The sequence below is a fragment of the Streptacidiphilus alkalitolerans genome (assembly GCF_042511045.1).
Lineage (GTDB): Bacteria > Actinomycetota > Actinomycetes > Streptomycetales > Streptomycetaceae > Streptacidiphilus > Streptacidiphilus alkalitolerans.
This window is the reverse complement of record NZ_JBHEZX010000012.1, coordinates 54,800-80,347: the sequence shown is the minus strand read 5'-3', so window position 1 is coordinate 80,347 and position 25,548 is coordinate 54,800. Positions and strand designations below refer to the sequence as shown.

21 protein-coding genes are annotated in these 25,548 nt (G+C 72.2%); 11 read left to right on the top strand and 10 right to left on the bottom strand.

What is annotated here, in order from left to right:
* Window positions 1–17: 17 nt before the first annotated feature.
* Both ACEZDG_RS25250 and ACEZDG_RS25245 read right to left on the bottom strand, forming a co-directional pair.
* Window positions 18–1,592, bottom strand: a complete 1,575-nt coding sequence (locus tag ACEZDG_RS25250; RefSeq protein WP_380513407.1) for an MDR family MFS transporter — start codon at window positions 1,590–1,592, stop codon at window positions 18–20.
* A 206-nt stretch (window positions 1,593–1,798) separates the two neighbouring features.
* Window positions 1,799–3,856 (bottom strand): putative Ig domain-containing protein, encoded by a 2,058-nt coding sequence (locus tag ACEZDG_RS25245; RefSeq protein WP_380513405.1) that lies wholly within the window; start codon window positions 3,854–3,856, stop codon window positions 1,799–1,801.
* 300 nt (window positions 3,857–4,156) lie between these two features.
* Between ACEZDG_RS25245 and ACEZDG_RS25240 the strand changes: the two genes are divergently transcribed.
* Window positions 4,157–5,026 (top strand): TrmB family transcriptional regulator, encoded by an 870-nt coding sequence (locus tag ACEZDG_RS25240; RefSeq protein ID WP_380513403.1) that lies wholly within the window; start codon window positions 4,157–4,159, stop codon window positions 5,024–5,026.
* Window positions 5,027–5,095: 69 nt separating this feature from the next.
* Here the strand turns inward: ACEZDG_RS25240 and ACEZDG_RS25235 are convergent, their stop codons facing one another.
* The 3 genes from ACEZDG_RS25235 to ACEZDG_RS25225 form a co-directional block, all read right to left on the bottom strand.
* On the bottom strand, window positions 5,096–6,808 hold the full coding sequence (locus tag ACEZDG_RS25235) for an AMP-binding protein (protein WP_380513402.1): 1,713 nt from the start codon (window positions 6,806–6,808) through the stop codon (window positions 5,096–5,098).
* A 116-nt stretch (window positions 6,809–6,924) separates the two neighbouring features.
* Window positions 6,925–7,662 (bottom strand): aggregation-promoting factor C-terminal-like domain-containing protein, encoded by a 738-nt coding sequence (locus tag ACEZDG_RS25230; RefSeq protein ID WP_380513400.1) that lies wholly within the window; start codon window positions 7,660–7,662, stop codon window positions 6,925–6,927.
* A 473-nt stretch (window positions 7,663–8,135) separates the two neighbouring features.
* A complete protein-coding gene (locus ACEZDG_RS25225; protein WP_380513398.1) occupies window positions 8,136–8,387 on the bottom strand; it encodes a LapA family protein in 252 nt (83 codons plus the stop codon).
* A 162-nt stretch (window positions 8,388–8,549) separates the two neighbouring features.
* Between ACEZDG_RS25225 and ACEZDG_RS25220 the strand changes: the two genes are divergently transcribed.
* Together ACEZDG_RS25220 and ACEZDG_RS25215 are read left to right on the top strand one after the other, a co-directional pair.
* Window positions 8,550–9,785, top strand: coding sequence for an ROK family transcriptional regulator (locus ACEZDG_RS25220; RefSeq protein ID WP_380513396.1), 1,236 nt, complete (start codon window positions 8,550–8,552; stop codon window positions 9,783–9,785).
* Between the two features lie 42 nt (window positions 9,786–9,827).
* Window positions 9,828–10,196 (top strand): VOC family protein, encoded by a 369-nt coding sequence (locus ACEZDG_RS25215; RefSeq protein WP_380513394.1) that lies wholly within the window; start codon window positions 9,828–9,830, stop codon window positions 10,194–10,196.
* Here ACEZDG_RS25215 and ACEZDG_RS25210 read toward each other — a convergent pair.
* The 4 genes from ACEZDG_RS25210 to ACEZDG_RS25195 form a co-directional block, all read right to left on the bottom strand.
* Complete coding sequence (locus tag ACEZDG_RS25210; protein ID WP_380513392.1) at window positions 10,193–11,977, bottom strand: ABC transporter ATP-binding protein; 1,785 nt, start codon at window positions 11,975–11,977, stop codon at window positions 10,193–10,195. The two genes, ACEZDG_RS25215 and ACEZDG_RS25210, sit on opposite strands and share 4 nt — an antisense overlap.
* Window positions 11,974–13,869, bottom strand: coding sequence for an ABC transporter transmembrane domain-containing protein (locus ACEZDG_RS25205; protein ID WP_380513390.1), 1,896 nt, complete (start codon window positions 13,867–13,869; stop codon window positions 11,974–11,976). The genes ACEZDG_RS25210 and ACEZDG_RS25205 overlap by 4 nt, the downstream gene beginning before the upstream one ends.
* Before the next feature lie 200 nt (window positions 13,870–14,069).
* A complete protein-coding gene (locus ACEZDG_RS25200) occupies window positions 14,070–14,954 on the bottom strand; it encodes a MarR family winged helix-turn-helix transcriptional regulator (RefSeq protein WP_380513388.1) in 885 nt (294 codons plus the stop codon).
* A 216-nt stretch (window positions 14,955–15,170) separates the two neighbouring features.
* Window positions 15,171–15,821 carry a TetR/AcrR family transcriptional regulator gene (locus tag ACEZDG_RS25195; protein ID WP_380513690.1) on the bottom strand — a complete coding sequence of 217 codons (651 nt, stop codon included), beginning with the start codon at window positions 15,819–15,821 and terminating at the stop codon, window positions 15,171–15,173.
* Window positions 15,822–16,001: 180 nt separating this feature from the next.
* Between ACEZDG_RS25195 and ACEZDG_RS25190 the strand changes: the two genes are divergently transcribed.
* The 8 genes from ACEZDG_RS25190 (at window position 16,002) to ACEZDG_RS25155 (ending at window position 24,131) form a co-directional block, all read left to right on the top strand.
* Entirely contained in the window at window positions 16,002–17,039 is a 1,038-nt protein-coding gene (locus tag ACEZDG_RS25190; RefSeq protein WP_380513386.1) for a phosphotransferase family protein, read from the top strand.
* A complete protein-coding gene (locus ACEZDG_RS25185; protein ID WP_380513384.1) occupies window positions 17,039–18,250 on the top strand; it encodes an acyl-CoA dehydrogenase family protein in 1,212 nt (403 codons plus the stop codon). The genes ACEZDG_RS25190 and ACEZDG_RS25185 overlap by 1 nt, the downstream gene beginning before the upstream one ends.
* Window positions 18,251–18,294: 44 nt before the next feature.
* Window positions 18,295–19,056: a 3-oxoacyl-ACP reductase FabG gene (gene fabG / locus ACEZDG_RS25180; protein WP_380513382.1), complete on the top strand. Its 762-nt coding sequence runs from the start codon at window positions 18,295–18,297 to the stop codon at window positions 19,054–19,056.
* Window positions 19,057–19,162: 106 nt separating this feature from the next.
* On the top strand, window positions 19,163–20,359 hold the full coding sequence (locus ACEZDG_RS25175; RefSeq protein ID WP_380513380.1) for an acyl-CoA dehydrogenase family protein: 1,197 nt from the start codon (window positions 19,163–19,165) through the stop codon (window positions 20,357–20,359).
* Window positions 20,356–21,465: an acyl-CoA dehydrogenase family protein gene (locus tag ACEZDG_RS25170; RefSeq protein ID WP_380513378.1), complete on the top strand. Its 1,110-nt coding sequence runs from the start codon at window positions 20,356–20,358 to the stop codon at window positions 21,463–21,465. The genes ACEZDG_RS25175 and ACEZDG_RS25170 overlap by 4 nt, the downstream gene beginning before the upstream one ends.
* Window positions 21,466–21,496: 31 nt before the next feature.
* Window positions 21,497–22,264 (top strand): SDR family oxidoreductase, encoded by a 768-nt coding sequence (locus tag ACEZDG_RS25165; protein ID WP_380513376.1) that lies wholly within the window; start codon window positions 21,497–21,499, stop codon window positions 22,262–22,264.
* Window positions 22,265–22,745: 481 nt separating this feature from the next.
* Window positions 22,746–23,594, top strand: a complete 849-nt coding sequence (locus ACEZDG_RS25160) for a phosphatase PAP2 family protein (RefSeq protein WP_380513374.1) — start codon at window positions 22,746–22,748, stop codon at window positions 23,592–23,594.
* A gap of 162 nt (window positions 23,595–23,756) precedes the next feature.
* Complete coding sequence (locus ACEZDG_RS25155; RefSeq protein ID WP_380513372.1) at window positions 23,757–24,131, top strand: hypothetical protein; 375 nt, start codon at window positions 23,757–23,759, stop codon at window positions 24,129–24,131.
* 15 nt (window positions 24,132–24,146) lie between these two features.
* On the opposite strand, the gene ACEZDG_RS25150 is transcribed toward ACEZDG_RS25155, so the two are convergent.
* Window positions 24,147–25,514 (bottom strand): aspartate aminotransferase family protein, encoded by a 1,368-nt coding sequence (locus tag ACEZDG_RS25150; protein ID WP_380513370.1) that lies wholly within the window; start codon window positions 25,512–25,514, stop codon window positions 24,147–24,149.
* Window positions 25,515–25,548: the final 34 nt, after the last annotated feature.

Sequence of the window (25,548 nt, the reverse complement as noted above, 5' to 3'; positions counted from 1 at the left end):
TACTGGGGCCCGCCGGCTCAGTGCGCCGGCGCCGCCGCCTCGGCCGCGCCGTCCATGCTGGTCAGCGGCTTCTCCTTGAGGAAGAGCGCAAAGACCAGGGCGACGGCGATGAACGGGACGCCGGCCAGGAACAGGTTGCCGATGGCATGCGCGAAGGCCGCCGTGACGTGCTCCTTCACCGGCGCCGGAAGGTGCTGTATCGCCTGGACGTTGTTGGCGTCGATCTTCGTGCCGCCGCCACCGGTCCCGCCGGGGAACTCCTGCTTCATGTAGTGGGTGAGCCGGCTGGTCAGCACGGTGCCGAAGATCGCGGTGCCGATGGAGGCGCCGATCTGCCGGAAGAAGGTGGCCGAGGCCGTGGCCACGCCCATGTCCCGGAATTCCACCGAGTTCTGAATGGCCGTCACCAGGGTCTGCAGGGTCAGCCCGAGGCCCGCGCCGAAGCCGAAGGCGTAGAGCGCGACCTGCCAGTACGGGGTCGCGTTGGAGAGCGTGCTGAGCAGCGCCAGCGAGGTGATGATCACCAGTGCGCCGACGATCGGGAAGACCTTGTAGCGGCCGGTCTTCGCCATCAGCCGACCGGAGCCGACCGAGGTGGCCATGATCCCGGCCACGGCCGGCAGCATGCCGAGCCCGGACCGGGTGGCCGACATGCCCTGCACCGCCTGCAGGTACACCGGCAGGTAGATGATGCCGCCGAACATGGCGAACCCGGCGAAGAAGCCGAAGCCGTTGCCGACCGAGAAGATCGGGTTGCGGAACAGCCGCAGCGGCAGGATCGGCTCCGCCGCCCGGCGCTCGACCAGGACGAAGGCCACGGTCAGCAGCACCGCCCCGCCGAGCAGCAGCAGGCCCTGCCAGGAGACCCAGCCGTAGGCCGTGCCGGCCCAGTTCAGGTAGAGCAGCAGGCTGGTGACCCCGGCCACGATGGCGGCCGAGCCGAGGTAGTCGATCGAGTGCTCGCGCCGGTTCACCGGCAGCTTGAGCGCGAAGGAGCAGACCACCAGGGCGCCGATGCCGATCGGCAGGTTGATGTAGAAGATCCAGCGCCAGCCGATGCTGTCGGTGAACCAGCCGCCGAGCAGCGGCCCGGCGACGCTGGCCAGGCCGAAGACCGCGCCCATCAGGCCCTGGTAGCGCCCGCGCTCACGCGGCGGTATGACGTCCCCGATGATGGCGAAGGCGAGCGACATCAGACCGCCGCCGCCGATGCCCTGGACCGCCCGGAAGCCGATCAGCTCGCCCATGTTCTGGCTGAGCCCGGCCAGCGCGGAGCCGATCAGGAAGATCACGATCGCGGACTGGAAGATGATCCGGCGGCCGTAGATGTCGGAGATCTTGCCCCAGAGCGGGGTGGCCGCGGTGGAGGTCAGCAGGTAGGCGGTGACCACCCAGGACAGCTTGTCGATGCCGCCGAGCTGGCTGACGATCGTGGGCAGGGCGGTGCCGACGATGCTCTGGTCCAGGGCGGCCAGCAGCATGCCGGCCATCAGGCCGCCCATCACCACCATGATCTGCTTGTGGCTCAGGTACTGGGGGCCCTCGGCGGGCGCGGCGGGGTCGGTCGCTGTGTCGACCGGGGTTTGTGACATGGGGTGGGACTCCAGGGTGCTTCACATTCGCTGCCCGGGACCGGGCAGGAGGGCACCGTACCGTGCGGCACTGACAGCGCCGGATCCGGGGCTTGCCGGACGGCAGGCAAGCAGCAGTGCCCCGGCCGCCGGGGAGGGCGGTCGGGGCACTGCTGTCAGGCGTTGGTGCTGGTCAGGCGGTCGTACTGGTCATGCGGTGGTGCAGGTCAGGAGACGTTGACCGCGGTGTCGTCGATGACGAAGCTGGTCTGCAGGCTGCTGTCCTCGGCGCCGGTGAACTTCAGCGTCACGGTCTTCCCCACGTAGGAGGAGAGGTTGACCGTGCGCAGGGTGTAGCCGGTGGCCTTGTTGAGGTTGGAGTAGGTCGCCAGCGTGGTGGTGGTGCTGCCCGTGGTACCCGTGACCTTCAGGGTGTCGAACGCCGTGGTGGTCGTGGTCTCCGCGGTGTCGATGTGGAGGTAGTAGGTCAGCGTGGCGCTGGTGCAGCTGGCCGGGACGGTCACCGACTGGGACAGGGTGTCGGTGTGGGTGGTGCCGTAGCCGTTCAGCCAGGCCTTCCAGCTGCCGGAGTGGGCGGCCTCGCCGGTGCTGCTGTCGATGACGCCCGCGGTGGCGGTCCAGGGCGAGGCGCTGCCGGTCTCGAAGCCGGGGTTGCCGAGCAGCTGGGCCGCGGTGCAGCCGCCGCCACCACCGGAGCCGGTGATGGTCCAGGTGAAGGAGGTGCTGCCGCTCGCCCCGGTGGTGTCCGTGGCGGTGGCGGTGACCGAGTAGGTCCCGGCCGTGGTCGGGGTGCCCGAGATCAGGCCGGTGGAGGAGTTGACGGACAGTCCGGCGGGCAGGCCGCTGGCGCTGTAGGTCAGGGTCTGGCCGGAGGCCGAGTCGGTGGCGTGCAGCTGGAGCGAGGCCGCGGTGCCGACGGTGCCGGTCTGGTTGCCGGGAGCGGTGACGGTGACCGTGTTGCCGGTGCCGCCTCCGCCGCCGCTGGTGAAGGCGGTCAGACCGTTGGGGGTGCCCAGGCCGGTCGGGCCGTCGTAGCCGGTGCCCGCGGTGCAGAGGTAGGTCGGGGAGCAGGTCCCGTTGTTACCGCTGGTCACGTCGTTGAGGGCGGTGGTGTGCTGGTACGGGTACTGGGCCGGGCTGCTGCCCGCGGCCGGGGTGCCGGCGTCGGCGTAGACGCTGGCGATGATCGGGGACGAGGCGCTGGTTCCGCCGTAGACGGCCCAGCCGCTGCCGCCGTAGGTCTGGTAGACCGCGACACCGGTGGCCGGGTCGGCCACCGCGGAGACGTCGGCGATGGTGCGCTTGGAGCAGCCGGTGTCGGTCTGCCAGGTGGGCTTGGCGTCGTAGGCCGAGCAGCCGGAGCCGGTGCCCTCGGTGCTGCTGGTCTTCCACACCGTCTCGGTCCAGCCGCGGGCGTTGGACGCCGTCTTCAGCGCCGTGCCGCCCACTGCCGTGACGTACTTGGACGCGGCCGGGTACTCCGCGCCGTACGCCTCGTCACCGGAGGAGACGGTGATCGCGACGCCGGGGTGGTTGAAGTAGGCGCTGTCCGACGCGGTGTCGGTCGAGTCCTCGGAGCCGCCGTAGCTGTTGGAGACGAACTTGGCGCCGAGGGTGACCGCCTCGTTGACGGCGGTGCCCAGGTCGTCCATGTTCGCCGAGGTGGCCTCGACCAGGATGATGTGCGCGGCGGGGGCGACCGCGGAGACCATGTCCAGGTCGAGCGAGATCTCACCGGCCCAGCCGGTGTCGGCGGTGGGGTAGCTGGTGCCGCCGGTCTGGTTGACCTTCTTGAAGCAGCCGTTGGCCGTGGTGCAGGCGGAGAGCCCGAACTGGGTGCGGTAGGCGGCGAGGTCGGACTCGGCGTTGGGGTCGTCCTGGGCGTCCACGATGGCGACGGTCTGGCCCGCGCCGCCGTTCGCCGGGAGGGCGTAGGCGCTCTTGAGGTCGGAGGGGCCGTAGCCGGAGGGCGTGGCCAGCGGTGAGACCGCGTGGGCGACCAGCGCCGCGGGCTGGGTGACGTCGGTGCGGACCAGGGCCAGGCAGGCCATCTGGCCGACGTGGCTGGGTGCCGCACAGGCGTGCTTCACGTGGACGGCGGTGGAGGAGGCGCTGGTCTGACCGGCTGCCGCGTCGGCCGGGGCGGCGGCCGCGAGGACGCCCCCGATCAGTGCGGCAACGGAGAAGGAGGCTGCCGCGGCCTTGTGCAGGGCGCGGCGAGGCCTTCTCGGCGTGGGGCTGGATGTCGTGCTGGGGGTGTGCAACGGACGGCCCTCCATGGGGGGTGAGGACGGCACCCGGGCCCGCTCTCGTGGAGCGGCCCGCCACCGAATGGGGGTTCCAGATCCGGGCAGGCCACGATCGTCATGATCATGACACGTCAGCGGTTCTGACACCCCGTTGAGTGGTGCTCAGCGCCATGAAGATAGCGAATGCATGACAACGGCACAAGAACCCCGTCCCACCCCCCGCCTGCACCGGAAGATCAGCGGTGCGGGGGGCCTGGAAACCGCCAGTTGGTCGCCACTTGCCAAATGAGGGACCAACGCCGCTACGGTGCAGCCATGCATACGGACGACAGGCGCGCAGCTGACCTCGAAGAGCTCGGCCTCACCAACTACGAGGCGCGGGTCTACCTCGCGCTGATCCGCCGGGACGTCTTCACTGCGGCCGAGGTCGCCCGCGAGGCCCAGGTCCCCAGGCAGCGGGTGTACGACGTGCTGGAGGGCCTGACCCGGCGCCAGCTCGCGGTACTCCATCCGGGCAAGGTCGCGGGCTACTCCGCGGTCGCCCCGGAGATCGCGGTGGACCGGCTGATGGAGCAGCAGCGGCGCTCCCTGGGCCGGCTCGAACGGCTCTCCGACGAACTCGCCCGCGAGCTGCTGCCGACCTGGGACAGCGGCCGGACCCACACCGATCCGCTGGACTACGTCGAGGTGCTGCGCGACGCGGCCGACATCAGCGACCGCTTCGACCGGATCCAGAACGAGGCGGAACGGGAGCTGCTGAGCTTCTCCCGGCCGCCGTGGGTGACCCCCTCGGAGAACCTGGCCGGGCTGGAGGCCTCGGCCCGGCTGCACGCCGCCGGGCGAGCGGTCCGCTCGCTCTACAGCCGGGACGTGCTGGACGACCCGGTGATGCTGGAGGTGGTCCGCCGCTTCGGCGAGGTCGGCGAGGAGATCAGGATCGCCGACTCGCTGCCGCTGAAGCTGATCGTCGCGGACGGCTCCACCGTGCTCTGCGACATGCCGGACCCGGTGGCCAGGGCCGGCGCGACCACCTCGCTGGTGATCCGTCACCCCTCGCTGGCCGAGACCCTGCGGATGGCCTTCCAGAGCATCTGGGAGCAGTCGCCGACCCTGGAGGAGGCGCTGAAGCTGCAGGAGGACGCCCGCGCGGAGGCGGCGCAGGCGGCGGCCCCGACGGAGGAGTGACCCGGCGTCAGGTCGGCCGGGTCGGACGGCGTCGGTCAGGACGGCGTCGGCCCGGTCGGTGCCGGGTCGTCAGCCGTCCTCGTCCCTGAGCACCCGGCGGAGCACCTTGCCGAGCAGGTTGCGGGGCAGCGGGTCGACCCGGAACTCGACGATCTTGGGCACCTTGTAGGCCGTCAGCCGCTCGGCGCAGTAGCCGATCAGCGCGCCCTCGGTCAGCCGGGCCCCCTCCCTGACGATCACACAGGCCTTCACCGTCTCGCCCCGGTAGGCGTCGGGCACGCCGACCACGGCCGCGTCCGCCACCGCCGGGTGCGCCAGCAGCACCTCCTCGATCTCGCTGGGGAACACCGAGAAGCCGCTGGCGATGATCACGTCGCGCTTGCGGTCGATCACCGTGACGTAGCCGTCCGGGCCCATCACCGCGATGTCGCCGGTGAACAGCCAGCCGTCGTGCAGCATCCGGGCGCTGTCCTCGCGCTCGTGCCAGTACCCGGCGAAGACCTGCGGGCCGCGGACGATCAGCTCGCCGGCGGTGCCGGCCGGCTGCTCCCGGTCGGGGTCGTCCTCGTCGACGATCCTGGCCTCGGTGCCGGGCAGCGGGATGCCGACCGTCCCCGGCCTGGCGTTGGCGTTCAGCGGGTTGGCCAGCACCACCGGCGAGGCCTCGGAGAGGCCGTAGCCCTCCACCAGGTGGGCTCCGGTCAGCTCCTGGAACCGGTCCACGATGTCGGGTTCCAGCCGCATCGCCCCGCTGATGCAGTACCGCACCGAGCGCAGCCCGCGCAGCCGCGCGGCGCCGTGCTCACTGCCCTCCCGCATCAGCGCCTGGTACATCGGCGGCACCCCGGGGAACAGCGTCGGCCGCCACCGGACCAGCGCCCTGACGACCGTTCCGACGTCGAACACGGGCAGCAGCACGGTCCGCGCCCCGGCCAGGGTGGCCACGGTGAGGCACATGGTCATCCCGTAGACATGGAACATCGGCAGCGTGCCGAGCAGCGTCTCCCGGCCCTGCCGCAACTGCGGGTACCAGGCCCTGACCTGGTACGCGTTGGCGACCAGGTTGCGATGGGTGAGCATCGCCCCCTTCGGCGTCCCGGTGGTCCCGCCGGTGTACTGGAGCACCGCCACCGCCGTGCGCGGGCTGACCGGACCCGCGCCGGCCGCGGCCCCGCGCGGTCCGCGGGCGACCGCGGCGAAGGGCACCGCGTCGGCCCCGGCGGGCAGCCCCGGGCCCAGCCGCTCCCGCAGCGCGCGGGCCCGGGCCAGCGGCAGCCGCAGCAGCAGCCGGGAGCGCAGCGGCAGCGCCTCGGCCAAGGAGGTGGCTATCACGGTGATCGGACCGGTCTGCGCGCGGACCGCGTCGACTGTCCGAAAGGCGCCATCGTAGACGATCACCGCGGTGGTGCCGGAGTCCAGCAGCTGGTGCGCGAGCTCGGACTCGGTGTACAGCGGATTGGTGGGCACCACGATCGCGCCGAGACGCAGCACCGCGTAGAAGGCCACCACGTACTGCGGGCAGTTGGGCAGCACCAGCGCCACCCGGTCGCCGCGGCCCACCCCGAGCCCGGCCAGCCCCCCGGCGAACCGGTCCACGGCCCGGCGCAGCGCCCGGTAGCTGGTCCGGCGGCCGAAGAAGACCAGCGCGGTACGGCGCCCGTGCTGCTCCGCCGCCTGGTCCAGCAGCGCGGTCACCGGCACCGTGGGGATGGACAGCTTGTGCGGCACCCCGGCCGCGTAGAAGCGGTGCCAGGGTCGCGCCGATCTGTCGGTGGTCGCCACCGGGCCGCCCCCTCTGAACGCTGCTGACGGATCGTCTTACAGCTTTCCAAGATCGTGGCAGCGGATCCTGGCCGATGTCCAGAGGGGGGACGCGGCGGCAACGGCGACGGGTACGACTAGTACCAGTTGTTGGCCTGCCAGAACTGCCAGGCGGCGTTCGGGCTGCCGTAGCGGTCGTTCATGTAGCCGAGGGCCCAGCGGATCTGGGTGGCGGCGCTGTCCTGCCAGTCGGATCCGGCCGAGGCCATCTTGGAGCCGGGCAGGGCCTGGGCCAGGCCGTAGGCACCGGACGAGGGGTTGGTGGCGTGCACGTTCCAGCCGCTCTCGTGCGAGATGATCTCGCTGAACGAGGCGAGCTGGTCGGCCGGCACGATCTGCGCGGCTATCTCCTGCGGGCTCCCGCTGAGCGAGCTGCGGGTCTCCGAACGGGAGGCGGCCTGCTGCTCGGCGGCGGCCCGGGCCGCGGCGGCCCGCTGGGCGGCGGCCTTCTCGGCGGCGGCACGGTTGGCGGCGGCCTTCTGCGCGGCAGCCTTGGCCGCGGCGGCCTTGAGCACGGCCGCCTTGTGGGCGGCGGCCTTCTCCGCGGCCACCTTGGCGGCGGCGGCCTTCGCGGCGGCTGCCTTCTGGGCGGCGGCGGAGGCGGAGGCGGACGCGGCGCTGGAGGCCGCGCTGGACGCCTGCAGGTCGGCGACGGCGGCCAGGGAGTCGGCCTGCGTGCTCACGGACTGGCTGGGCGCGGAGGCCGAGGACTCGGCCACGACCCCGCCGGCCACGGCGAGGCCGGTGACGGACACCGCGGCGACGATGGCCGCGGTTCGCTTTCGGACATGCAGAATCGGCTTGCGTACGGACATGGGAGAAGACCTCAATCGGCTGGCTGTCTCGGCGTACCGGCCGACTGGTTCCGCACGGCGGGACAGGTGCCCTGCGGAGCCGGCTCAGTGCCAGGGGCACCCCGGTTTCGGTTGGTGCCGGACTGAAGGCGACCCCGCTGTGATCAGCTCGGGCCGCCGTGACGACTTCGCCATTCTTAACGGGTCTTCACGCCAGGACCAAGAACCCCATCTACTATGGGAGTCCGTAGTGGAACACTGTTCGTGCAGACCGCCCGGACAGCGGGAGTTCCCCTCCCGGAGCGCGGCAAACCTTGTGCGGCGACTGTCCGCGAACTTTTCTTCGACGGCCCGAGCTGGCCTTACGGCCGAACGGGCGCACGGTCATACCTCAGCAGGACCCCCGCCCCCGCCGAAGGGCGGGGACGGGGGTCCCGGGTAACGAAAGGATCAACTACCGGGCTTCGTGGACGCCCCTCACACTGTGTCCGGGGTCACTTGGCGCGGTCCCGGTAGCGGCGCACCACCCAGCCGAGCGCGGCTCCGACGGCCAGGATCACCAGCAGCACGATCCACAGCGGCGAGGTGACCGTGGAGAGCCCCCAGAGATGGATCTTCACCGAGGCGGTGTTCATCAGGATGAACCAGACGGCGAGGACGGCGACGACGACGAAGACCACCAGCCGGGTACTGATGGTGACCCCGGCGATCTTGCGTCCGGACGTGGCATCGCTTTTGGTGACCATAGCCCCATCCTTGGCACCGAACCCGCTCCGGCGCCCGCCGGTGCGTCCGAATGTGTCCCCGGACGTAGACAGCGGGGGCCAAATTAAGTTAATTATCTTAACTAGTAAAGTGATCAGGGATGACAGGGCGGGAGCCACCGGAGAAAGGCAGTAGAGCGCAGGATGACCGAGCAGAGCAGTGAGCCGCACGCCGCCGAGCATCCGGCCGACCACCGGTGGAACCGCCAGCGGCTGCGCAGCAACAACGAGTGGCTGCTGCTGGAGCGGCTGCGGACCGCGGGGCCGGCCTCGCGGGCCCAGCTCGCCAGGGACTCCGGCCTCTCCAAGCCCACCGTCTCCACCGCCCTCGCCGCGCTGGAGCAGGCCGGCCTGGTCCGCGAGGCCGGGACGGTGGCCCCCGACCGCGGCCGGATCGCCGTCCTCTACGAGGCCGACCCCAGCGCCGGGTACGTCCTCGGCGTGGACATCGGCCGGGCCTGGCTCCGGCTCGCCGTCGCCGACCTGGCCGGCACCGTCGTCGCCCGCTCGGACGTCCCCAACCGGGGGCGCAGCGCCAGCGCCGTCGCCAGGGCCGTGGTGGGCGCCGCGGCCGAGGTGACCGCGGCGGCCGGGCTGCGGGCCGAGGACGTGGTGCAGGCGGTGGTGGGCACCCCCGGCGTGTTCGACGAGGACACCGACCGGGTCCGCTACGCCGTCAACCTGCCCGGCTGGGGGCGCAGCGGGCTGATCGCCGGCATGCGGCAGGGCCTGGGCACCTCGGTGACCGTGCACAACGACGCCAATCTGGCCGCGCTCGGCGAGTACGCCTTCGGCGCCGGGACCGGCAGCAGGCTCTTCCTCTACATCCTGATCGGCACCGGGCTCGGCATGGGCGTGGTCGCCGACGGCGAGCTGTTCCGCGGCGCCCACGGCGCGGCCGGCGAGATCGGCTTCCTGCCGCTGCTCACCCAGCCGATGCCCGGTGAGCCCGCCCCGGACGGGCTGCCGCGGCGGGGCATGCTGGAGGACGCGGTGTCCGGGGACGCCGTGGTGCGGACCGCGCGGGAGCTCGGGATGACCGGCCCGCTCACCGCCAAGCAGGTCTTCGACGAGGCCAGGGCCGGCACCGAGGCCGCGGTGGCCGCGGTGCGGCAGGAGGCGCAGCGGCTGGCCCATGTGGTCGCCGCGGTGTCCTCGGTGCTCGACCCGGACCTGGTGGTGCTCGGCGGCGGCGTCGGGCACAGCGCCGACCTGCTGCTGAGCACGGTGGAGCAGACCCTGCACCAGCTCACCCCGCTGCGCCCGCGGGTCGCCGCCAGCGTGCTCGGCGAGGACGCGGTGCTGCTCGGCGCCATCGCCACCGCGCTGCGGACCGCCCGGCCGCAGGTCTTCGACCGCCGCAGCGGCGGCGACGCCTGACGGTCCAGCAGGGCGGCAGACAGCGAACGGAGGGACGGCACCGTGTCCGTGGCCAGGGTGGGTTTTGTGGGGATGCGGACCGAGCGGTTCGCCGAGACGGTGCACCTGCTGCGCGAGGTGATGGGGGTGCCGGTCGAACGGGAGGGCCCGGACGCGGTGGGCTTCCGGATGGCCGACGGCGCCCTGCTCGAGGTGTACAGCACGGAGGACGAGTTCCACGCGTTCTTCACCACGGGCCCGGTGGTCGGGTTCGAGGTGGACGACTTCGACCGCGCCCGGGCCGACATGCGGGCGGCCGGGGTGCGCTTCCTCGGTGCCCCGCAGCACGACGCCGGGGTCAGCTGGCAGCACTTCCGCAGCCCCGACGGCACCGTCTGCGAAATCATCGGCCCCGGGGCCGGGAACAGCTAACCCTCCGTTCCCTCGTCGCGCCAGGAGCGCCAGAGGGCCGCGTAGGGGCCGCCGGCCGCGATCAGCTCGGGGTGGCTGCCGTACTCGGTGATCCGGCCCTCCTCGACCACCGCGATCCGGTCGGCGTCGTGCGCGGTGTGCAGCCGGTGGGCGATGGCGATCACCGTCCGGCCGTCCAGCACCCGGGCCAGCGAGCGTTCCAGGTGCCGGGCGGCGCGCGGGTCGAGCAGCGAGGTGGCCTCGTCCAGGACCAGGGTGTGCGGGTCGGCGAGGACCAGCCGGGCCAGCGCCAGCTGCTGCGCCTGAGGCGGCGTCAGCTGGGTGGCGCCGCCGGAGCCGACCTCGGTGTCCAGGCCGTCCGGCAGCGCCGCGAACCACTGCCCGGCGTCCACCGCGTCCAGCGCGCCGCGCAGCTCCTGGTCGTCCGCCTCGGGACGGGCCAGCCGCAGGTTGTCCCGCAGGGTGCCGACGAAGACGTGGTGCTCCTGGTTGACCAGGGCGACCTGGGCCCTGACCCGTTCCGGCGGCATCGACCCGAGCCGCGCGCCGCCGAGGGTGACCTCACCGGTCCGCGGGGTGTAGATCCCGGCCAGCAGCCGCCCCAGCGTGGACTTGCCCGCCCCGGACGGGCCGACCAGGGCGATCCGCTGCCCGGGCTCCACGCCGAGGCTGATCCCGTGCAGCACGTCCGCCCCCTCCCGGTAGCCGAAGCGGACCTGGTCGGCCCGGACGGCCCGGCCCTGCGGGTGCAGGGTGTCGTCGGTGTCGGCGTCCGGGACCTCCCGGACGCCGACCAGGCGGGCCATCGAGGCCTGTCCGATCTGCAGCTCGTCGTACCAGCGCAGGATCATGTCGACCGGCCCGGTGAGCATCTGCGCGTAGAGCACTCCGGTGGTGAGCTGGCCCGGGGTGGTCCAGCCGTGCAGGGTGTAGACGCCGCCGAAGGTGAGGGTGGCGATCAGGCAGAGGGTGTAGGGGAAGTCGACGGCCGGGAAGAAGACCGTGCGCAGCCACAGGGTGTAGCGGGCCCAGTCGATCCAGTGCCGGATCCTGGCGTCGGTCAGCTCCACCCGGCCCTGACCCAGCCGCAGCGCCTCCACGGTCTGCCCGGCGTCCACGGTCTCGGCCAGCACCGTGTTGATGGCGGCGTAGGCGGCGGACTCGTCCCGGTACGCCTGCGGGGCGCGCCGGAAGTACCAGCGGCAGCCGGCCAGCAGCAGCGGCAGGCCGATCAGCGCGGTGACCGCCAGCAGCGGCGAGGTGACCAGCAGCGCGCCGAGGATCAGCGCCAGCGACACCACCGCGACCGAGAGCTCCGGCAGCGCGTCGCGGACCGAGGTGGCCAGCCGGTCGACGTCGGTGGTGGCCCGGGAGACCAGGTCCCCGGTCCCGGCCCGCTCCAGCACGCCGGGCGGCAGCCCCACCGAGCGGACCAGGAAGTCCTCGCGCAGGTCGGCCAGGATCTCCTCGCCGAGGATGCCGCCGCGCAGCCGGGACAGGCCGGTGAAGACCGCCTGGACCAGCAGCGCGCCCAGGTAGAACAGCGCGACCTGGGAGATGTAGCCCTCGGTGGTGTCCGGGCCCAGGTTCTGCACCAGCTCGCCGAGCACCCAGGGCCCGACCAGCCCGGCCGCGGCCCCCACCGAGTGCAGTCCGACCACGGTGCCGAAGCCCCGGCGGTGCCGGGTGGCGAGCAGCCGCAGGTAGCCGCGCACCGCGGCGGGCGACCCGACCGGGAGCATGGTCGCGGTCTGCTCGGCCGGACGTTCCGGGGCCTTCATCGGACCTCCTCCACCCGTACGGCGACGGGCTGTGCGGCGACGGGTTCTGCGGCGGCGGGCTGCGCGGCGGCCGGTACGGCGACCGGGTCCTCGCGGGTTACCACGGCCCGGTAGTCGGACCGGCTGTGCATCAGTTCGCGGTGCGTCCCCTGTCCGGCGACCCGGCCGCGCTGGATCAGCACCACCCGGTCGGCCCGGTCCAGGATCAGCGGGCTGGTCGCGAAGACCACGGTGGTGCGTCCCCGGCGCAGCTGGGCGATGCCCGCCGCCACCCGGTTCTCGGTGTGCGAGTCGACCGCGCTGGTCGGCTCGTCCAGCACCAGCACCGGCGGGTCGGCGACCAGGGCCCGGGCCAGCGCCAGGCGCTGCCGCTGGCCGCCGGACAGCGAGCGTCCGCGTTCGGTGATCCTGGCCCGCATCGGGTCGCCGTCGGCGCCGGGCGAGCCGTCCACCAGGGCGTCCAGGACGTCCTCGGCGCAGGCGGCGGCGAGGGCGGCGGCCGGGGCGACCCGGCCCGACCTGGGGATGTCCAGGAGTTCGGCGAGCGTGCCGGAGAGCAGCACCGGGTCCTTGTCGTGGACCAGTACGGCCGCTCTGGCCGACTCCAGCGGCAGCGCGTCCAGCTCCCGCCCGCCCAGCGTCGCCGAGGGCGGCCGGGACCCGGCGGCGCTGCCGTCCGCGCCGTCCGCGCCGTCCGGCGGCACATGGCCGCCGAGCCGGGCCGCGACCGCTCCGGCCAGGTCGGGGTCGCCGCAGACCACTGCGGTGAAGCGGCCGGCGTAGGCGGTCAGCCCGGTGGCCGGGTCGTGCAGATCGGCCCGCTCGGGCGCGGTCAGCGGCGGCGCGGGCGGCTGCTCCCCGGGCGTGTCGGACGGCCGGCCGCCGTCCGGCCGGTCGTCGCGGCGTACCGCGAGCACCCGTACCGCGCGGGCGGCGGCCACCCGGGCCGCGGTCCAGGCTTCGGCGGTCTCGCCGAGCACCCGCAGCGGCCCGGCCAGGAAGGCGCAGGCGCCGTAGACGGCGACCAGCTCGCCGACGCCGATCCGTCCGGTGACCACCAGGTGCGCGCCGTACCAGGTGGTGCCGACCACGAACAGGCCCGGCAGCAGCACCTGCTGGGCCTGCATCAGGGACCAGGTGCGGGCGGTGCGCACGGCGGCGGCCCGCACCTTCTGCGAGGCGGTGCGGTAGCGGTCGAGGAACAGTTCCTCGCCGCCGATGCCGCGCAGCACCCGCAGTCCGGCGACGGTGTCGGCCGCCAGTTCGGCGGCCTTCCCGCCGAGTTCACGCTGACGGGTGAAGCGGGCCTCCAGCGGGCGCAGCAGCGGCCAGACCGAGACGGCCAGCACCGGGACGCCGAGCAGCACCGCCGCGCCCAGCCTGGGCTCGCGCCAGAGCACCGCGCCGGACACGCCGAGCCAGACCACCACGGCCGCGCCGCAGCGGGAGGAGACCTCGACGAACCAGCCGATCTTCTCCACGTCGCCGGAGCTGACCGCGACGATCTCGCCGGTGGCGATCCGCCGGGACAGCCCGGCGCCGAGCGTGGAGGCCTGACGGGCCACCAGCTGCCGTACCTGGGAGGCGGCGGTGACCCAGTTCCAGACCGCCTGACGGTGCAGCAGCACCGAGCCCAGGACCTGGAGCAGGCCGAGCGCCAGGGTGCCGGCCCCGGCCAGCCAGATCTGCCGCTCCCGGTGGTCGACCGCGGCCTGGATGCCGGCGCCGACCAGGAAGGGGGTGGCGGCCTGACCGCCCATCAGCAGGGTGCCCCAGAGCACCGAGAGCAGTTGGCCCTTGCGCTGGAAACGTCCCAGCCAGACCAGCAGCCGCAGCGGCGAGCGGAGGTCGGGACTGCCCGGATCGGGCACGGGCAGGTGCAACAGAGACATGACGCTCCGTCAGGTCGGGGTTCGGGCGGGCGGAGCCGCGATCCCCGAAGGGTCACCCGGGCCGGGGCGCGAAGGCGCGGGGCACAGGGACACGGGGGCGCGGGCGATGACGTCACGTCAGGAAGTGCACATACCCGTGACGATCCGCCATCGCCCGCGCCCCCGCAAGCGATTTATTACGGCCCGGAGGCCGCGCCCGGCTACTCCTCGGACAGCCGGGCCACCACCGCGAGCAGCTCGACCACCCGCTCGCGCTCGGCCTCGTCCAGCGGGGCCAGCAGCTGGGCCTGCACCGTACGGACCCCGGCGCCGACCTGGTCGAGCAGGGCCTGGCCGGCCGGGGACAGCGCCAGCAGGTTGCGCCGGCCGTCGGCCGGGTCCCGGCGGCGCAGCACCAGGCCGCGCCGGACCAGCCGGCTCACCAGCTCGGCCATGGTGGCCTTGTCCAGCGAGGCCCGCTCCCCCACCGTGCGCTGGTCGATGCCCGGCTCCTCGGCCAGGGCGGCCAGCACGGCGTGCTGCGGGGCGGTGAGCTCGCCGGAGGCGTGCTCGGTCCACAGCCGGGTGTGCACCTGCTGGGCGACCCGGATCAGGTAGCCGACGACCCGCGGGGCGTCCAGGATCGGCCGGGCGTCGACCATGGTCTCCAGGGCCATGTCCTCCATCCGGGCCATCCGGGCCAGCCCGGTCATCAGCTCGGTGCGCTGGGCCTCGGTCAGCGGCGCCAGCAGCTGCTGCTGCACCCGCGCCACGCCGGGGGACACGTCCTGCACCAGCTGGGTGCCCAGCGGGGACAGAGTGAGCAGCTTGCGGCGCCCGTCGGCCGGATCCCGGCGGCGCAGCACCAGGCCGCGGCGCACCAGCCGGCCCACCATCTCCGCCATCGTCGCCTTGTCCAGCGACGCCCGCTCACCCACCGTGCGCTGATCCGCACCGGGCTCGACGGCCAGGGCGATCAGCGCGGCGTACTGCGGCGCGGTGAGCTCCTGTCCGACGTTCTCGGCCCAGAGCCGGGTATGCACCTGCTGGGCTATCCGGATCAGCTGGCCAGGTGCCTGAGAGAGGCGGAGTGGAGAACCCGTCATGTCGATCTCCCCCAGAACCATGGAACCGTCCTCATGTCTACGCCTTCGCACGGCCCCTGTGGGGAGGCCGGACGGCATGGCAGCGGCAGACCCACTTCCCGCGTGCTCCATGTGAGAGCTTTGTGTGCGGGGAGGTTTCACCGAGCAACCGACGGCTGCTGGCGCACACTATACAAACCAACCGAAGCCAGGCGACACGCCCATAGGACCTGCGGCCTAATCGTGATCCGGGATGGTCGATTCCGGTCCTACTCGATCATCGAGCCCCCTGAGCAACAAGTCGGCAAAGGTTTCCCCGATGGATTCCGGGGTTAGTTCGCCGTCGGCGTGGTACCAGGCGCCGAGATGGTGCACCCCGCCGAAGAACTGGTGTGCGGCCAGGTCCGCCGAGATGTCGGCCCGCAGCGCCCCCTCCGCCTGGCCCTGTTCGATCAGCGCCCGGAAGCGCTCGTGGAAGCGCCGGCGTTCGAGCCGGACCTGCGCCATCCGCTCCGGCGGCAGCATGTGCATCGAGCGCCAGGAGACCGTGGCGTCGTCCAGGTTCTCCAGGGTGCTGACCACCAGATCGGCCGCCGCCGCCCGCAGCCGCTCGCGAACCGGCAGGCCAGGGGTGTCGGCGATGGCGACGAGCCGGTCGGACTGCCCCGCCAGCAGCCGGCTGTAGATCTCCTGCAGCAGATCGTCCTTGGACGCGTAGTAGTGGTACATCGCGCCCTTGGTGACACCGGCCCGTTCGACGATCTCCTGGACCGAGGTCAGCGCGAATCCCCGCTCCGCGAAGAGCCGGCTGGCCGCGGTGAGCAGCCGCTCCTGGACCGGAGTCGCGTCGTCCGGAGCCTCCGCCGCGTCCCGGCCGGGGCCGGGCAGCAGCGCGGCGCGGCTGCCCCGGCTTCCTACGGCCCTGCGTGCTGCGGCCACGTGAGCCCCCTCGTGTGTGCCTTATGTGTGTGTGACGTGCCACTCTAGCCGACATACCAACCAGTCGGTATGGTGGCGGCGACGGCAGCACAGCCCCAACTCTGCCGCATCCCGAGCCAGGAGGTCCGCATGTCCGAGCAACACCTTCCGGGCCTGGACCTGGTCCGGCTGCGCGACCACCTGGAGCGCGTCAGCCCCGCACTGGTGGACGGTCCGCTCCGCGCGGAACTGATCGCCGGTGGCAAGTCCAACCTCACCTATCTCCTGCGCGACGACCGGCACCGCTGGGTGCTGCGCCGGCCGCCGCTGGGCCATGTGCTGGCCACCGCGCACGACATGTCCCGGGAGTACCGGGTGATCGCCGCGCTGGCCGGCACCCCCGTCCCGGTCCCCGTGGTCCATCTGCTCTGCACCGAGGAGGAGGTGCTCGGTGCACCCTTCTACCTGATGGACGAGGTGCCCGGGCTGGTCTACCGCTCCGCCGAGGACGCGGCCGGCCTCGGCCCCGAGCGGGCCAGGGCGCTCTCGTTCCGGCTGATGGACGTGCTGGCGGAACTGCACTCGATCGACCCGGCGGCGGTGGGCCTGGGCGACTTCGGCCGCCCCGACGGCTATCTGGAGCGTCAGGTCTCCCGCTGGTTCCGGCAGTTCGAGTCCTCCCGGAGCCGCGACATCCCCGGCATGGACGAGCTGCAGCGGCGGCTGGCCGAGCACGTCCCGGCGAGCCAGCGGACCACGATCGTGCACGGCGACTACCGTCTGGACAACACCATGGTCACCGCCGACGACCGGATCGCGGCGGTACTCGACTGGGAGATGGCGACCCTGGGCGACCCGCTCGCCGACCTCGGACTCATGAAGGTGTACTGGGAGATCGCCGGAGACATCCCCGGCAACCCGGTCGCCCAGGCGGTCAGCCCCGAGGCCGGCTTCCCCGGCATGGACGAGCTGGCCCGGCACTACGCCGGACGCACCGGCCTCGACCTCACCCCCCTGCCCTGGTACACCGCCTTCGCCGCCTACAAGCTCGCGGTGATCGCCGAGGGCATCCACTTCCGCTACACCCAGGGCAAGACCGTCGGGGAGGGTTTCTCCCACCTGGGAGCGATGGTCCCGCTGCTGGTCGGCTCGGCCCTGCAGACCCTGCTCACACTGGAGGCGCACTGATGGACTTCCGCTACGACGAACGCACCCAGGAGCTGCAGCGGCAGCTGCTCGCCTTCATGGACGAGAAGATCTACCCAGCCGAGCCCTTCGCCGCGGCGACCGACGAGTGGTCCCGTCCGGCGGTCATGGAAGAGCTGAAGGCCGAGGCGCGCAGGCGGGGGCTCTGGAACCTCTTTCTTCCGGACCCCGAGCACGGCGCGGGGCTGACCAATCTGCAGTACGCCCCGCTGGCCGAGATCACCGGGCGCAGCCCGCACCTCGCCCCCGAGGCGCTGAACTGCGCCGCGCCCGACACCGGGAACATGGAGCTGCTGGCCCAGTTCGGCAGCCCCGAGCAGCAGAAGCGCTGGCTCACCCCGCTGCTGGAGGGTGAGATCCGCTCCGCCTTCTGCATGACCGAGCCCGAGGTCGCCTCCTCCGACGCCGCCAATATCGCCACCAGGATCGAGCGCGACGGCGACAGCTACGTCGTCAACGGCCGCAAGTGGTGGTCCTCCGGCGCGATGGACCCGGCCTGCGAGATCCTGATCGTCATGGGCCGTACCGATCCCGACGCGCCGAAGCACCTGCAGCAGAGCATGATCCTGGTGCCCAGGGACACTCCCGGGGTGGAGATCCGGCGCGGGATGCACGTCTTCGGCTACACCGACGGCGCGCACGGCGGCCATGCCGAGATCGTCTTCGACGATGTCCGGGTGCCCGCCGAGAACCTGATCGCCGGTGAGGGCGAGGGCTTCGCCATCGCCCAGGCCCGGCTGGGCCCCGGCCGGATCCACCACTGCATGCGGCTGATCGGCATGGCCGAGCGCGGCCTCGAGCTGATGTGCCGTCGGGCCGTCTCCCGGACCGCCTTCGGCAAGCCGCTGGCCGAGCAGGGCGTGGTCCAGGAGTGGATCGCCGAGTCCCGGGTGCGGATCGAGCAGCTGCGGCTGCTGGTGCTGAAGACCGCCTGGCTGATGGACACCGTCGGCAACAAGGGCGCGCACACCGAGATCCAGGCCATCAAGATCGCCACCCCGTCCACGGTGGAGTGGATCCTGGACAAGGCGATCCAGGCCCACGGCGGCGGCGGGATCTCCCAGGACTTCCCGCTGGCGCAGCTCTGGGCCGCGGCCCGCACCCTGCGCTTCGCGGACGGTCCGGACGAGGTGCACCGCCGCTCGCTGGCCCGGCGCGAGCTGAGGCCCTACCTCAGCGAACAAGCCAACTGACCCACCCTCAGTTCGACCATCCGACCGAAGGAATGACGGGACATATGACTGACCAGACCCAGCGCGTCGCCATCGTCACCGGCGCGGCCCGCGGCATCGGCGCCGCCACCGCGATCCGCCTCGCCGCCGACGGCTTCGCCGTGGCCGTGGTGGACCTGGAGGAGGCGGCCGGCAAGGACACCGTGGAGAAGATCACCGCGGCCGGCGGCCGGGCGCTCGCCGTGGGCGCGGACGTCAGCGACGCCGAGCAGGTCACCGCCGCCGTCGCCCGGGTCGCCGCCGAGCTGGGCGCGCCGACCGTGCTGGTCAACAACGCCGGCGTGCTGCGCGACAACCTGCTGTTCAAGATGTCCGAACTGGACTGGGACACCGTCATGAACGTGCACCTCAAGGGCGCGTTCCTGATGTCCAAGGCGGTGCAGAAGCACATGGTCGACGCCGGTTACGGACGGATCGTCAACCTCTCCTCCTCCTCCGCACTGGGCAACCGGGGCCAGGCCAACTACTCCGCCGCCAAGGCCGGGCTGCAGGGCTTCACCAAGACCCTGGCCAAGGAGCTCGGCAAGTTCGGGGTCACCGCCAACGCGGTCGCCCCCGGCTTCATCGCCACCGACATGACCGCGGCCACCGCCGAGCGGGTCGGCCTCGGCTTCGAGGACTTCAAGGCGATGGCGGCCAGTCAGATCCCGGTGGCCCGGGTCGGCGTCCCGGACGACATCGCGCACACCGTCTCCTTCCTGGTGAGCGAGGGTGCGGGCTTCGTGTCGGGCCAGGTCGTCTACGTGGCCGGCGGGCCGCTCGACTAGCTGTCAGTTCCCTTGCTGCCAAAGGCGTTACGCCGGTGCGCCGCCGTCCGCGCGGCGCACCGGGCCCACCCGTCCGTCCCGCTCACCGCCGAGAGGGCTCCATGTCATGAGCACACCACTTACCGAAGCCGGGCTGCGTGACGCCGTCCGCGAGCTGCTGGCCGCGTACGACCCGGTGACCACCCCGGTCGGCGAGTTCCTCGGCGCCCGCTACGACGCCGGCCTCGCCTGGATCCACTTCCCGGTCGGCCACGGCGGCCTGGGCGCGCCGCGCTCGCTGCAGCAGGGCGTCAACGACGCCTTCGCCGCCGCCGGGGCGCCCGCCCTGGACCCGGGCCGGCACGGCATCGGCCTGGGCATGGCCGCGCCGACCATCCTCGCCTTCGGCGACGAGGCCACCCGCACCCGCTTCCTCCGCCCGCTGTGGACCGGCGAGGAGGTCTGGTGCCAGCTGTTCAGCGAGCCCGGAGCCGGCTCCGACCTGGCCGCCCTCGGCACCAGGGCGGTCCGCGACGAGGACGGCGCCAACTGGACCGTGGACGGCCAGAAGGTGTGGACCTCGATGGCCCACGAGGCCGACTGGGCGATCCTGGTCACCCGCAGCGACCCGGGCGTGCCCAAGCACCGCGGGATGACCTACTTCCTCTGCGACATGAAGGCCCCCGGTGTCGAGGTCCGGCCGCTGCGCCAGGCCACCGGCGAGGCCGAGTTCAACGAGGTCTTCCTGACCGGCGTGCGGATCCCCGACACCCAGCGGCTCGGCGAGGTCGGCGACGGCTGGCGGGTCGCCACCACCACCCTGATGAACGAGCGGGTCGCCATCGGCGGCAGCGCGACGCCCCGCGAGGGCGGGCTGATCGGTCTGGCCGCAGACGTCTGGCGCGAGCGGCCCGAACTGCGCACTCCCGGGCTGCACGACACCCTGCTGCGGCTCTGGGTGGACGCCGAGGCGGCCAGGCTCACCGGCGAGCGGCTGCGCCAGCAGCTCGCCTCCGGCCAGCCCGGCCCCGAGGGCAGCGCCGCCAAGCTGGCCTTCGCCCGGTTGAACCAGCAGATCTCCGGCTTCGAGCTGGAACTCCTCGGCGGTGAGGGCCTCGGTTACGACGACTGGAGCTTCCGCCGCCCGGACCGTCCCTCGATGGAGGGCGGCACGCCCGGTTACCGCTACCTGCGGGCCAAGGGCAACTCGATCGAGGGCGGGACCTCGGAGATCCTGCGCAACATCATCGCCGAACGGGTGCTCGGCCTCCCCCAGGAGATCCGGGTCGACAAGGACGTCGCATGGAAGGACCTGCCCCGATGAGCCAGACCCCGGACCTGCAGTACTCCGAGATCGAACAGGAGCTGCGCGGCAACGTACGGGCGCTGCTCGCCGCCCGCGCGCCGCAGTCGGCGACGCTGGCCCGTACCGAGAGCGAGCAGCCGGTGGACACCGCGCTGTGGCGGGCGCTGGCCGTCGAACTGGGCGTCACCGGGCTCGCCGTGCCGGAGAAGGCCGGCGGCGCGGGCGCGAGCTGGCGGGAGACCGCCGTGGTGCTGGAGGAGCTGGGCCGCGCCGCCGCGCCCGTCCCCTACCTGGGCAGCGCGGTGCTGGCCACCGCGGCGCTGCTGTCCGCGGACGAGTCGGTGCTGCTGCCCACGGTCGCCTCCGGCGAGCATGTCGCCGCGCTGGCGCTGCCGTTCGCCACCGCCCCGGGCGCGGCCTTCCCCGACACCGTCCGGGTGGACGCCGAGGGCCTGCTGCACGGCACGGTCCGGCTGGTCGCCGACGCCAGGACCGCGGACGTGCTGCTGGTCCCGGCCCGCTCCGCCGAGGGGCCCGCGCTGTACGCGGTCGGGCAGTTCACCGCGGTCCCGGTGGTCAGCCTCGACATGACCAGGCCGCTCGCCGACCTGGTGCTCGACGCGGCCCCCGGCCGCCCGGTCGCCGAGGGCGACGCGGCGGTGCGGGCGGTGGACGCGGCGCTGACGGCCGGCGCCGCCCTGCTGGCCTCCGAGCAGCTCGGGGTGGCCGAGTGGGCGCTGGAGACCACGCTCGCCTATGTGAAGGAGCGGCACCAGTTCGGCCGCCCGATCGGCTCCTTCCAGGCGGTGAAGCACCGGCTGGCCGACCTCTGGGTCGCGGTGGCCCAGCTGCGCGCGGTCGCCCGCAACGCGGCCGACGCGCTGGCCACCGGCTCCGCCGACGCCCCGGTGGCGGCGGCGCTGGCGCAGGCCTTCGCCTCGCAGGTCGCGGTCACCGCCGCCGAGGAGGCGGTGCAGCTGCACGGCGGCATCGGCTTCACCTGGGAGCACCCGGCCCACCTCTACCTCAAGCGGGCCAAGAGCAGTTCCATCGCCCTGGGCACCGCCGACCGGCACCGGGCCGCCCTGGCCGGGCTGGTCGACCTCCCCGCCCCCGCCCACTGACCCCCACAACCCTCCGAGGAGACGAGCAACAGTGACAACGGACAACACCGCCGGTACCGGCAAGGTCGCGCTGATCACCGGCGCCAGCCGGGGCATCGGCCTCGCGGTGGCCCAGGCCCTGGTCGCCAGGGGCGAGCGGGTGGTGATCACCGGACGGGACGCCAGCAGCCTGGCCGAGGCGGTCGAGCAGCTCGGCGGCCCGGAGCAGGCGCTGGGCATCGCCGGCAAGAGCCATGACGAGGCGCACCGGGCCGAGGTCGTGGAGCGCGCGATGGAGCGCTTCGGCCGGATCGACTCGCTGGTCAACAATGTCGGCACCAACCCGGCCTTCGGCACCATGGTCGAGCTGGACCTGAACGCCGCACGGAAGATCCTGGACATCAACCTGGTGTCCACGCTGGGCTGGGTGCAGCTGGTGCACAAGGCCTCGCTGGGCGAGCACGGCGGCGCGATCGTCAATGTCTCCTCGGTCAGCGCCCTCGGCCCGGCCCCCGGCATCGGCATGTACGGGGCGAGCAAGGCGGCGCTGATCCAGCTGACCCAGCAGCTGGCGCTGGAGCTGGCCCCCTCGGTACGGGTCAACGCGGTGGCCCCCGCCGTGGTCCGCACCCGCTTCGCCGAGGCGCTGTTCGCCGGGCACGAGGAAGAGGTCGCCGCGACCTACCCGCTGAAGCGGCTCGGCGTGCCCGAGGACGTGGGCGCGGCCGTGGCCTTCCTGCTCTCCGACCAGGCCTCCTGGATCACCGGGCAGACCCTGGTGCTCGACGGCGGGCTCACCCTGGGCGGCGGCCTGGCCTGAAGCGGCCTGGCCCGAACCCGACGAACTCCGACTGATTCCCGGGGAATTGGAATTCCTTTCCCCGGGAATCGGACAAGGCCCGGGGGAAGTCGCGGTAGATTTGATTTCTGCCGCTCGAAACGGTATGGCACGCTGTTCTCATGGAATTCTTACTGCCAAGTAGAACCTGGCGTTCCGCTTTGAACCCGCTATGCCTGCCCGCAAGCTCGCCGGTCAAACCTACGTACGACAGATTCTGACGCTTCCGAGACCATTAGATTCGTATATCCGACCAGTAGCCGCGGCGATGCCCCCGCGTTTATGCCGAACTTTCGCCGTATCAGGTCACATGGTTATTACGAACAACTGGACCCCGTCGGAGCTCACAGCAGCGCACTGTAACGTCGAAGGGGTGCGTAACCAGAGGAATGAGGTCGCCCTACTCGAGCGTCCGCAGACGACAGCCCCGCGGCCACCTGAGCGACCTCTTCGCTGGCGGCCGTTGAGCCGCGCCCACAAGGCGCTGTTCGCCGGGACCTCGGTCTTCTATCTGATCGTCATCGTGGCGGTGCTCACCACCTCGCGCCTGGTCGCGTTCGACTGGTACGCCATGATGTTCAAGCCCTACGAGCACTGGCCGGCCCTGGAGTCGTTCCTCAATGTGTATGTGATCGCGGGTCAGCGCGGGCCCTCCGCCATCGTCGTGGCGGTCTGGCTGGGCTGGCGCTGCTGGCGCACCCGGAGCATGCGGCCGCTGCTGGTCCTCGGCGTGGCGCTGGTGCTGCTGAACATGTCGGTCGGCGCGGTGAAGATCGGCCTGGGCCGGCTGGGTCCGCACTACGCCCATGTCGCGGGCTCCAGCGAGATATTCCTCGGCGGCGGCATCTTCCCCTCGGGGCACACCGCCAACGCGGTGGTGACCTGGGGCGTGCTGGCCTACCTGGCCTCCCGCTGGCGGCGCATCGGCGCGGTGGTGGCCGGCTTCATGGGCTTCAGCGTCGGACTCACCACGGTCTACCTCGGCACCCACTGGGTGTCCGACGTCCTCGCGGGCTGGGCCGCCGGGGTCCTGGTGATGCTCGCCCTGCCCCTGTTCGAACCGGTGATCGCCAGCGCGGACGAGCGGATCCAGCGGGTCTGGGCCGACCGCGGGGAGCACTGGGCCAGGCTGCTCCGGCGGCCCGTGCCGGCACCGGCCGAGCCGGCCCCGGAGCCCGCCGCGACCGCGCCCGCCCCGGCGCTCGCCACGCGTGTGGTGGGCCAGCGCACGGCCCCGTCGGGGCAGCCGTCCGCTGTTACCTTGGTCACAGACGAGGGTCGGCGGGGCATTTCCCCGGCCGGAAAAAAGTAGGCCACTAAAAGACGTCGGACGATCGGCATCAGTCGCCTCATCGTCCCCTTCTGATCACTTTCGCCCAAGCGGCATGTGCCAGGGAATACCTCTCCTAGGGTCGTGAGTGCGGGGACCACAAACGGTCCACGCATGTTGACCCGTTCAGGAGGATGCCCGGACATGTCGAACTTGGAGACCGCACTCAAAGAGGCCATGAGTGTCGAAGGAGCGCTGGGCGTGGCAATCGTCGACTACAGCAGCGGCCTGGCCCTCGGAACCCTGGGCTCGACCAAGGAGCTCGACCTCAACGTCGCCGCCGCAGGGAACACCGATGTGGTCCGCGCCAAGATGCGGACCATGGAGATGCTCAACCTCCACAATGAGACGATCGAGGACATCCTGATCACGCTCACCAACCAGTACCACATCATCCGGCCGCTGACCCGGCAGACCAGCAAGGGGATCTTCCTCTACCTGGCCCTGGACCGGAACCGCGCCAACCTGGCGTTGGCGCGGCACCGGATGCGGCAGATCGAGGAGAACCTCGAGGTCTAGCGGCCGGGCAGACGGCTAGCGGTTGGCCACCGCCTGCTTGATCAGGGTGCGGCCGAAGTCCCGCATCAGGCCGGTCCCGCTGTGCGCCTCGTCCATGATCTCGGCGAAGGCGTCGACGAAGCGGTCGACCTCGGCCTCACCGATGGTGAGCGGCGGGATCAGCTTGATCACCTCCAGATGGTCTCCGGAGACCTGGGTGAGGATGCGGTGCTTCTGCATCAGCGGCACCACCACCATCTGCGCGAACAGCCCCTTGCGGGCCGCCTGCAGCGCGGCCCAGCCGGTCCGCAGCTTCAGCGACTGCGGACGGCCGAACTCGATCCCGATCATGAGGCCCCGGCCGCGGACGTCGGCCAGCATCTCGTACTTCGGCTTCAGCGCGCCGAGCCGCTCCCGGAACAGGTCGCCGACCCGGCGGGCGTTCGCCACCACCTGCTCGTCCTCCATGACGTGCAGGGTGGCGAGCCCCGCCGCCATGGCCTGGGCGTTGGAACCGAAGCTGGCCGAGTGCACCAGCACCCGGTCCATCGAGGAGTACACCTTCTCGAAGATCCACGCCTTGCCCAGGGTCGCCCCGACCGGGACGTAGCCGCCGGAGAGCGCCTTGGCCGCGCAGACCAGGTCCGGCTCCACCCCGGCCTCGTGCTGGTAGGCGTAGAAGTCACCGGTGCGGCCGATGCCGGTCTGCACCTCGTCGGCGATCAGCAGCGCCTTGTGCTTGTGCAGCAGGTCCTGGGCCGCCTTGAGGTAGCCGGGAGGGGTCTCGTGCACCCCCTTGCCCTGGATCGGCTCCACGATCAGGGCCGCGACATCGCCCTTCTTCAGCTCGCGCTCCAGCGCGGCCAGGTCGCCCAGCGGCAGCGCGGTGTCCGGCAGCAGCGGGGCGAAGCCCTTGCGAAAGCCGTCCTCGCCGTTGACCGAGAGCGATCCCGTGGTCAGCCCGTGGAAGGCGTGGTCGCAGTAGAGGATCCGGCGCTTGCCGGTGGCGTAGCGGGCGAACTTCAGCGCGGTCTCGACCGCCTCGGTCCCGCTGTTGCCGAAGAAGACCCGGTCCAGGTGCGGGGTGTACGAGAGCAGCTTCTCGGCCAGCAGCCCGGGCAGCGGCTGGCAGTCGAAGCGGGTCAGGTCGGCCAGCTCCAGGTCCATCACCTGGTGCACGGCCTGACGGACCACCGGATGGTGCCGGCCGAGGGCGAAGATGCCGAAGCCGGCCAGCATGTCGAGGTAGTCGTTGCCCTCGGCGTCGTAGAAGTACGCGCCCTGGGCCCGCTCGTACACGTTGTCGAAGCCGATGGTGTGCAGCATCCGCGGCAGCTGGTGGTTCAGGTACTCGGTGTGCAGCTTGTAGCGCTCCGCGCCCCGCTCCGCGAGCAGTGCGGCCACGTCGAACGGCTTCGCCGCCGGTGCCGCGTCCGGT

What these genes read in the sequence shown, in the direction of transcription:
- ACEZDG_RS25250 (WP_380513407.1), bottom strand. Translation starts at nt 1,592, where the DNA reads ATGTCACAAACCCCGGTCGACACAGCGACCGACCCCGCCGCGCCCGCC.
- ACEZDG_RS25240 (WP_380513403.1), top strand. Translation starts at nt 4,157, where the DNA reads ATGCATACGGACGACAGGCGCGCAGCTGACCTCGAAGAGCTCGGCCTC.
- ACEZDG_RS25230 (WP_380513400.1), bottom strand. Translation starts at nt 7,662, where the DNA reads ATGTCCGTACGCAAGCCGATTCTGCATGTCCGAAAGCGAACCGCGGCC.
- ACEZDG_RS25225 (WP_380513398.1), bottom strand. Translation starts at nt 8,387, where the DNA reads ATGGTCACCAAAAGCGATGCCACGTCCGGACGCAAGATCGCCGGGGTC.
- ACEZDG_RS25220 (WP_380513396.1), top strand. Translation starts at nt 8,550, where the DNA reads ATGACCGAGCAGAGCAGTGAGCCGCACGCCGCCGAGCATCCGGCCGAC.
- ACEZDG_RS25210 (WP_380513392.1), bottom strand. Translation starts at nt 11,977, where the DNA reads ATGAAGGCCCCGGAACGTCCGGCCGAGCAGACCGCGACCATGCTCCCG.
- ACEZDG_RS25205 (WP_380513390.1), bottom strand. Translation starts at nt 13,869, where the DNA reads ATGTCTCTGTTGCACCTGCCCGTGCCCGATCCGGGCAGTCCCGACCTC.
- ACEZDG_RS25200 (WP_380513388.1), bottom strand. Translation starts at nt 14,954, where the DNA reads ATGACGGGTTCTCCACTCCGCCTCTCTCAGGCACCTGGCCAGCTGATC.
- ACEZDG_RS25190 (WP_380513386.1), top strand. Translation starts at nt 16,002, where the DNA reads ATGTCCGAGCAACACCTTCCGGGCCTGGACCTGGTCCGGCTGCGCGAC.
- ACEZDG_RS25185 (WP_380513384.1), top strand. Translation starts at nt 17,039, where the DNA reads ATGGACTTCCGCTACGACGAACGCACCCAGGAGCTGCAGCGGCAGCTG.
- fabG (WP_380513382.1), top strand. Translation starts at nt 18,295, where the DNA reads ATGACTGACCAGACCCAGCGCGTCGCCATCGTCACCGGCGCGGCCCGC.
- ACEZDG_RS25175 (WP_380513380.1), top strand. Translation starts at nt 19,163, where the DNA reads ATGAGCACACCACTTACCGAAGCCGGGCTGCGTGACGCCGTCCGCGAG.
- ACEZDG_RS25170 (WP_380513378.1), top strand. Translation starts at nt 20,356, where the DNA reads ATGAGCCAGACCCCGGACCTGCAGTACTCCGAGATCGAACAGGAGCTG.
- ACEZDG_RS25155 (WP_380513372.1), top strand. Translation starts at nt 23,757, where the DNA reads ATGTCGAACTTGGAGACCGCACTCAAAGAGGCCATGAGTGTCGAAGGA.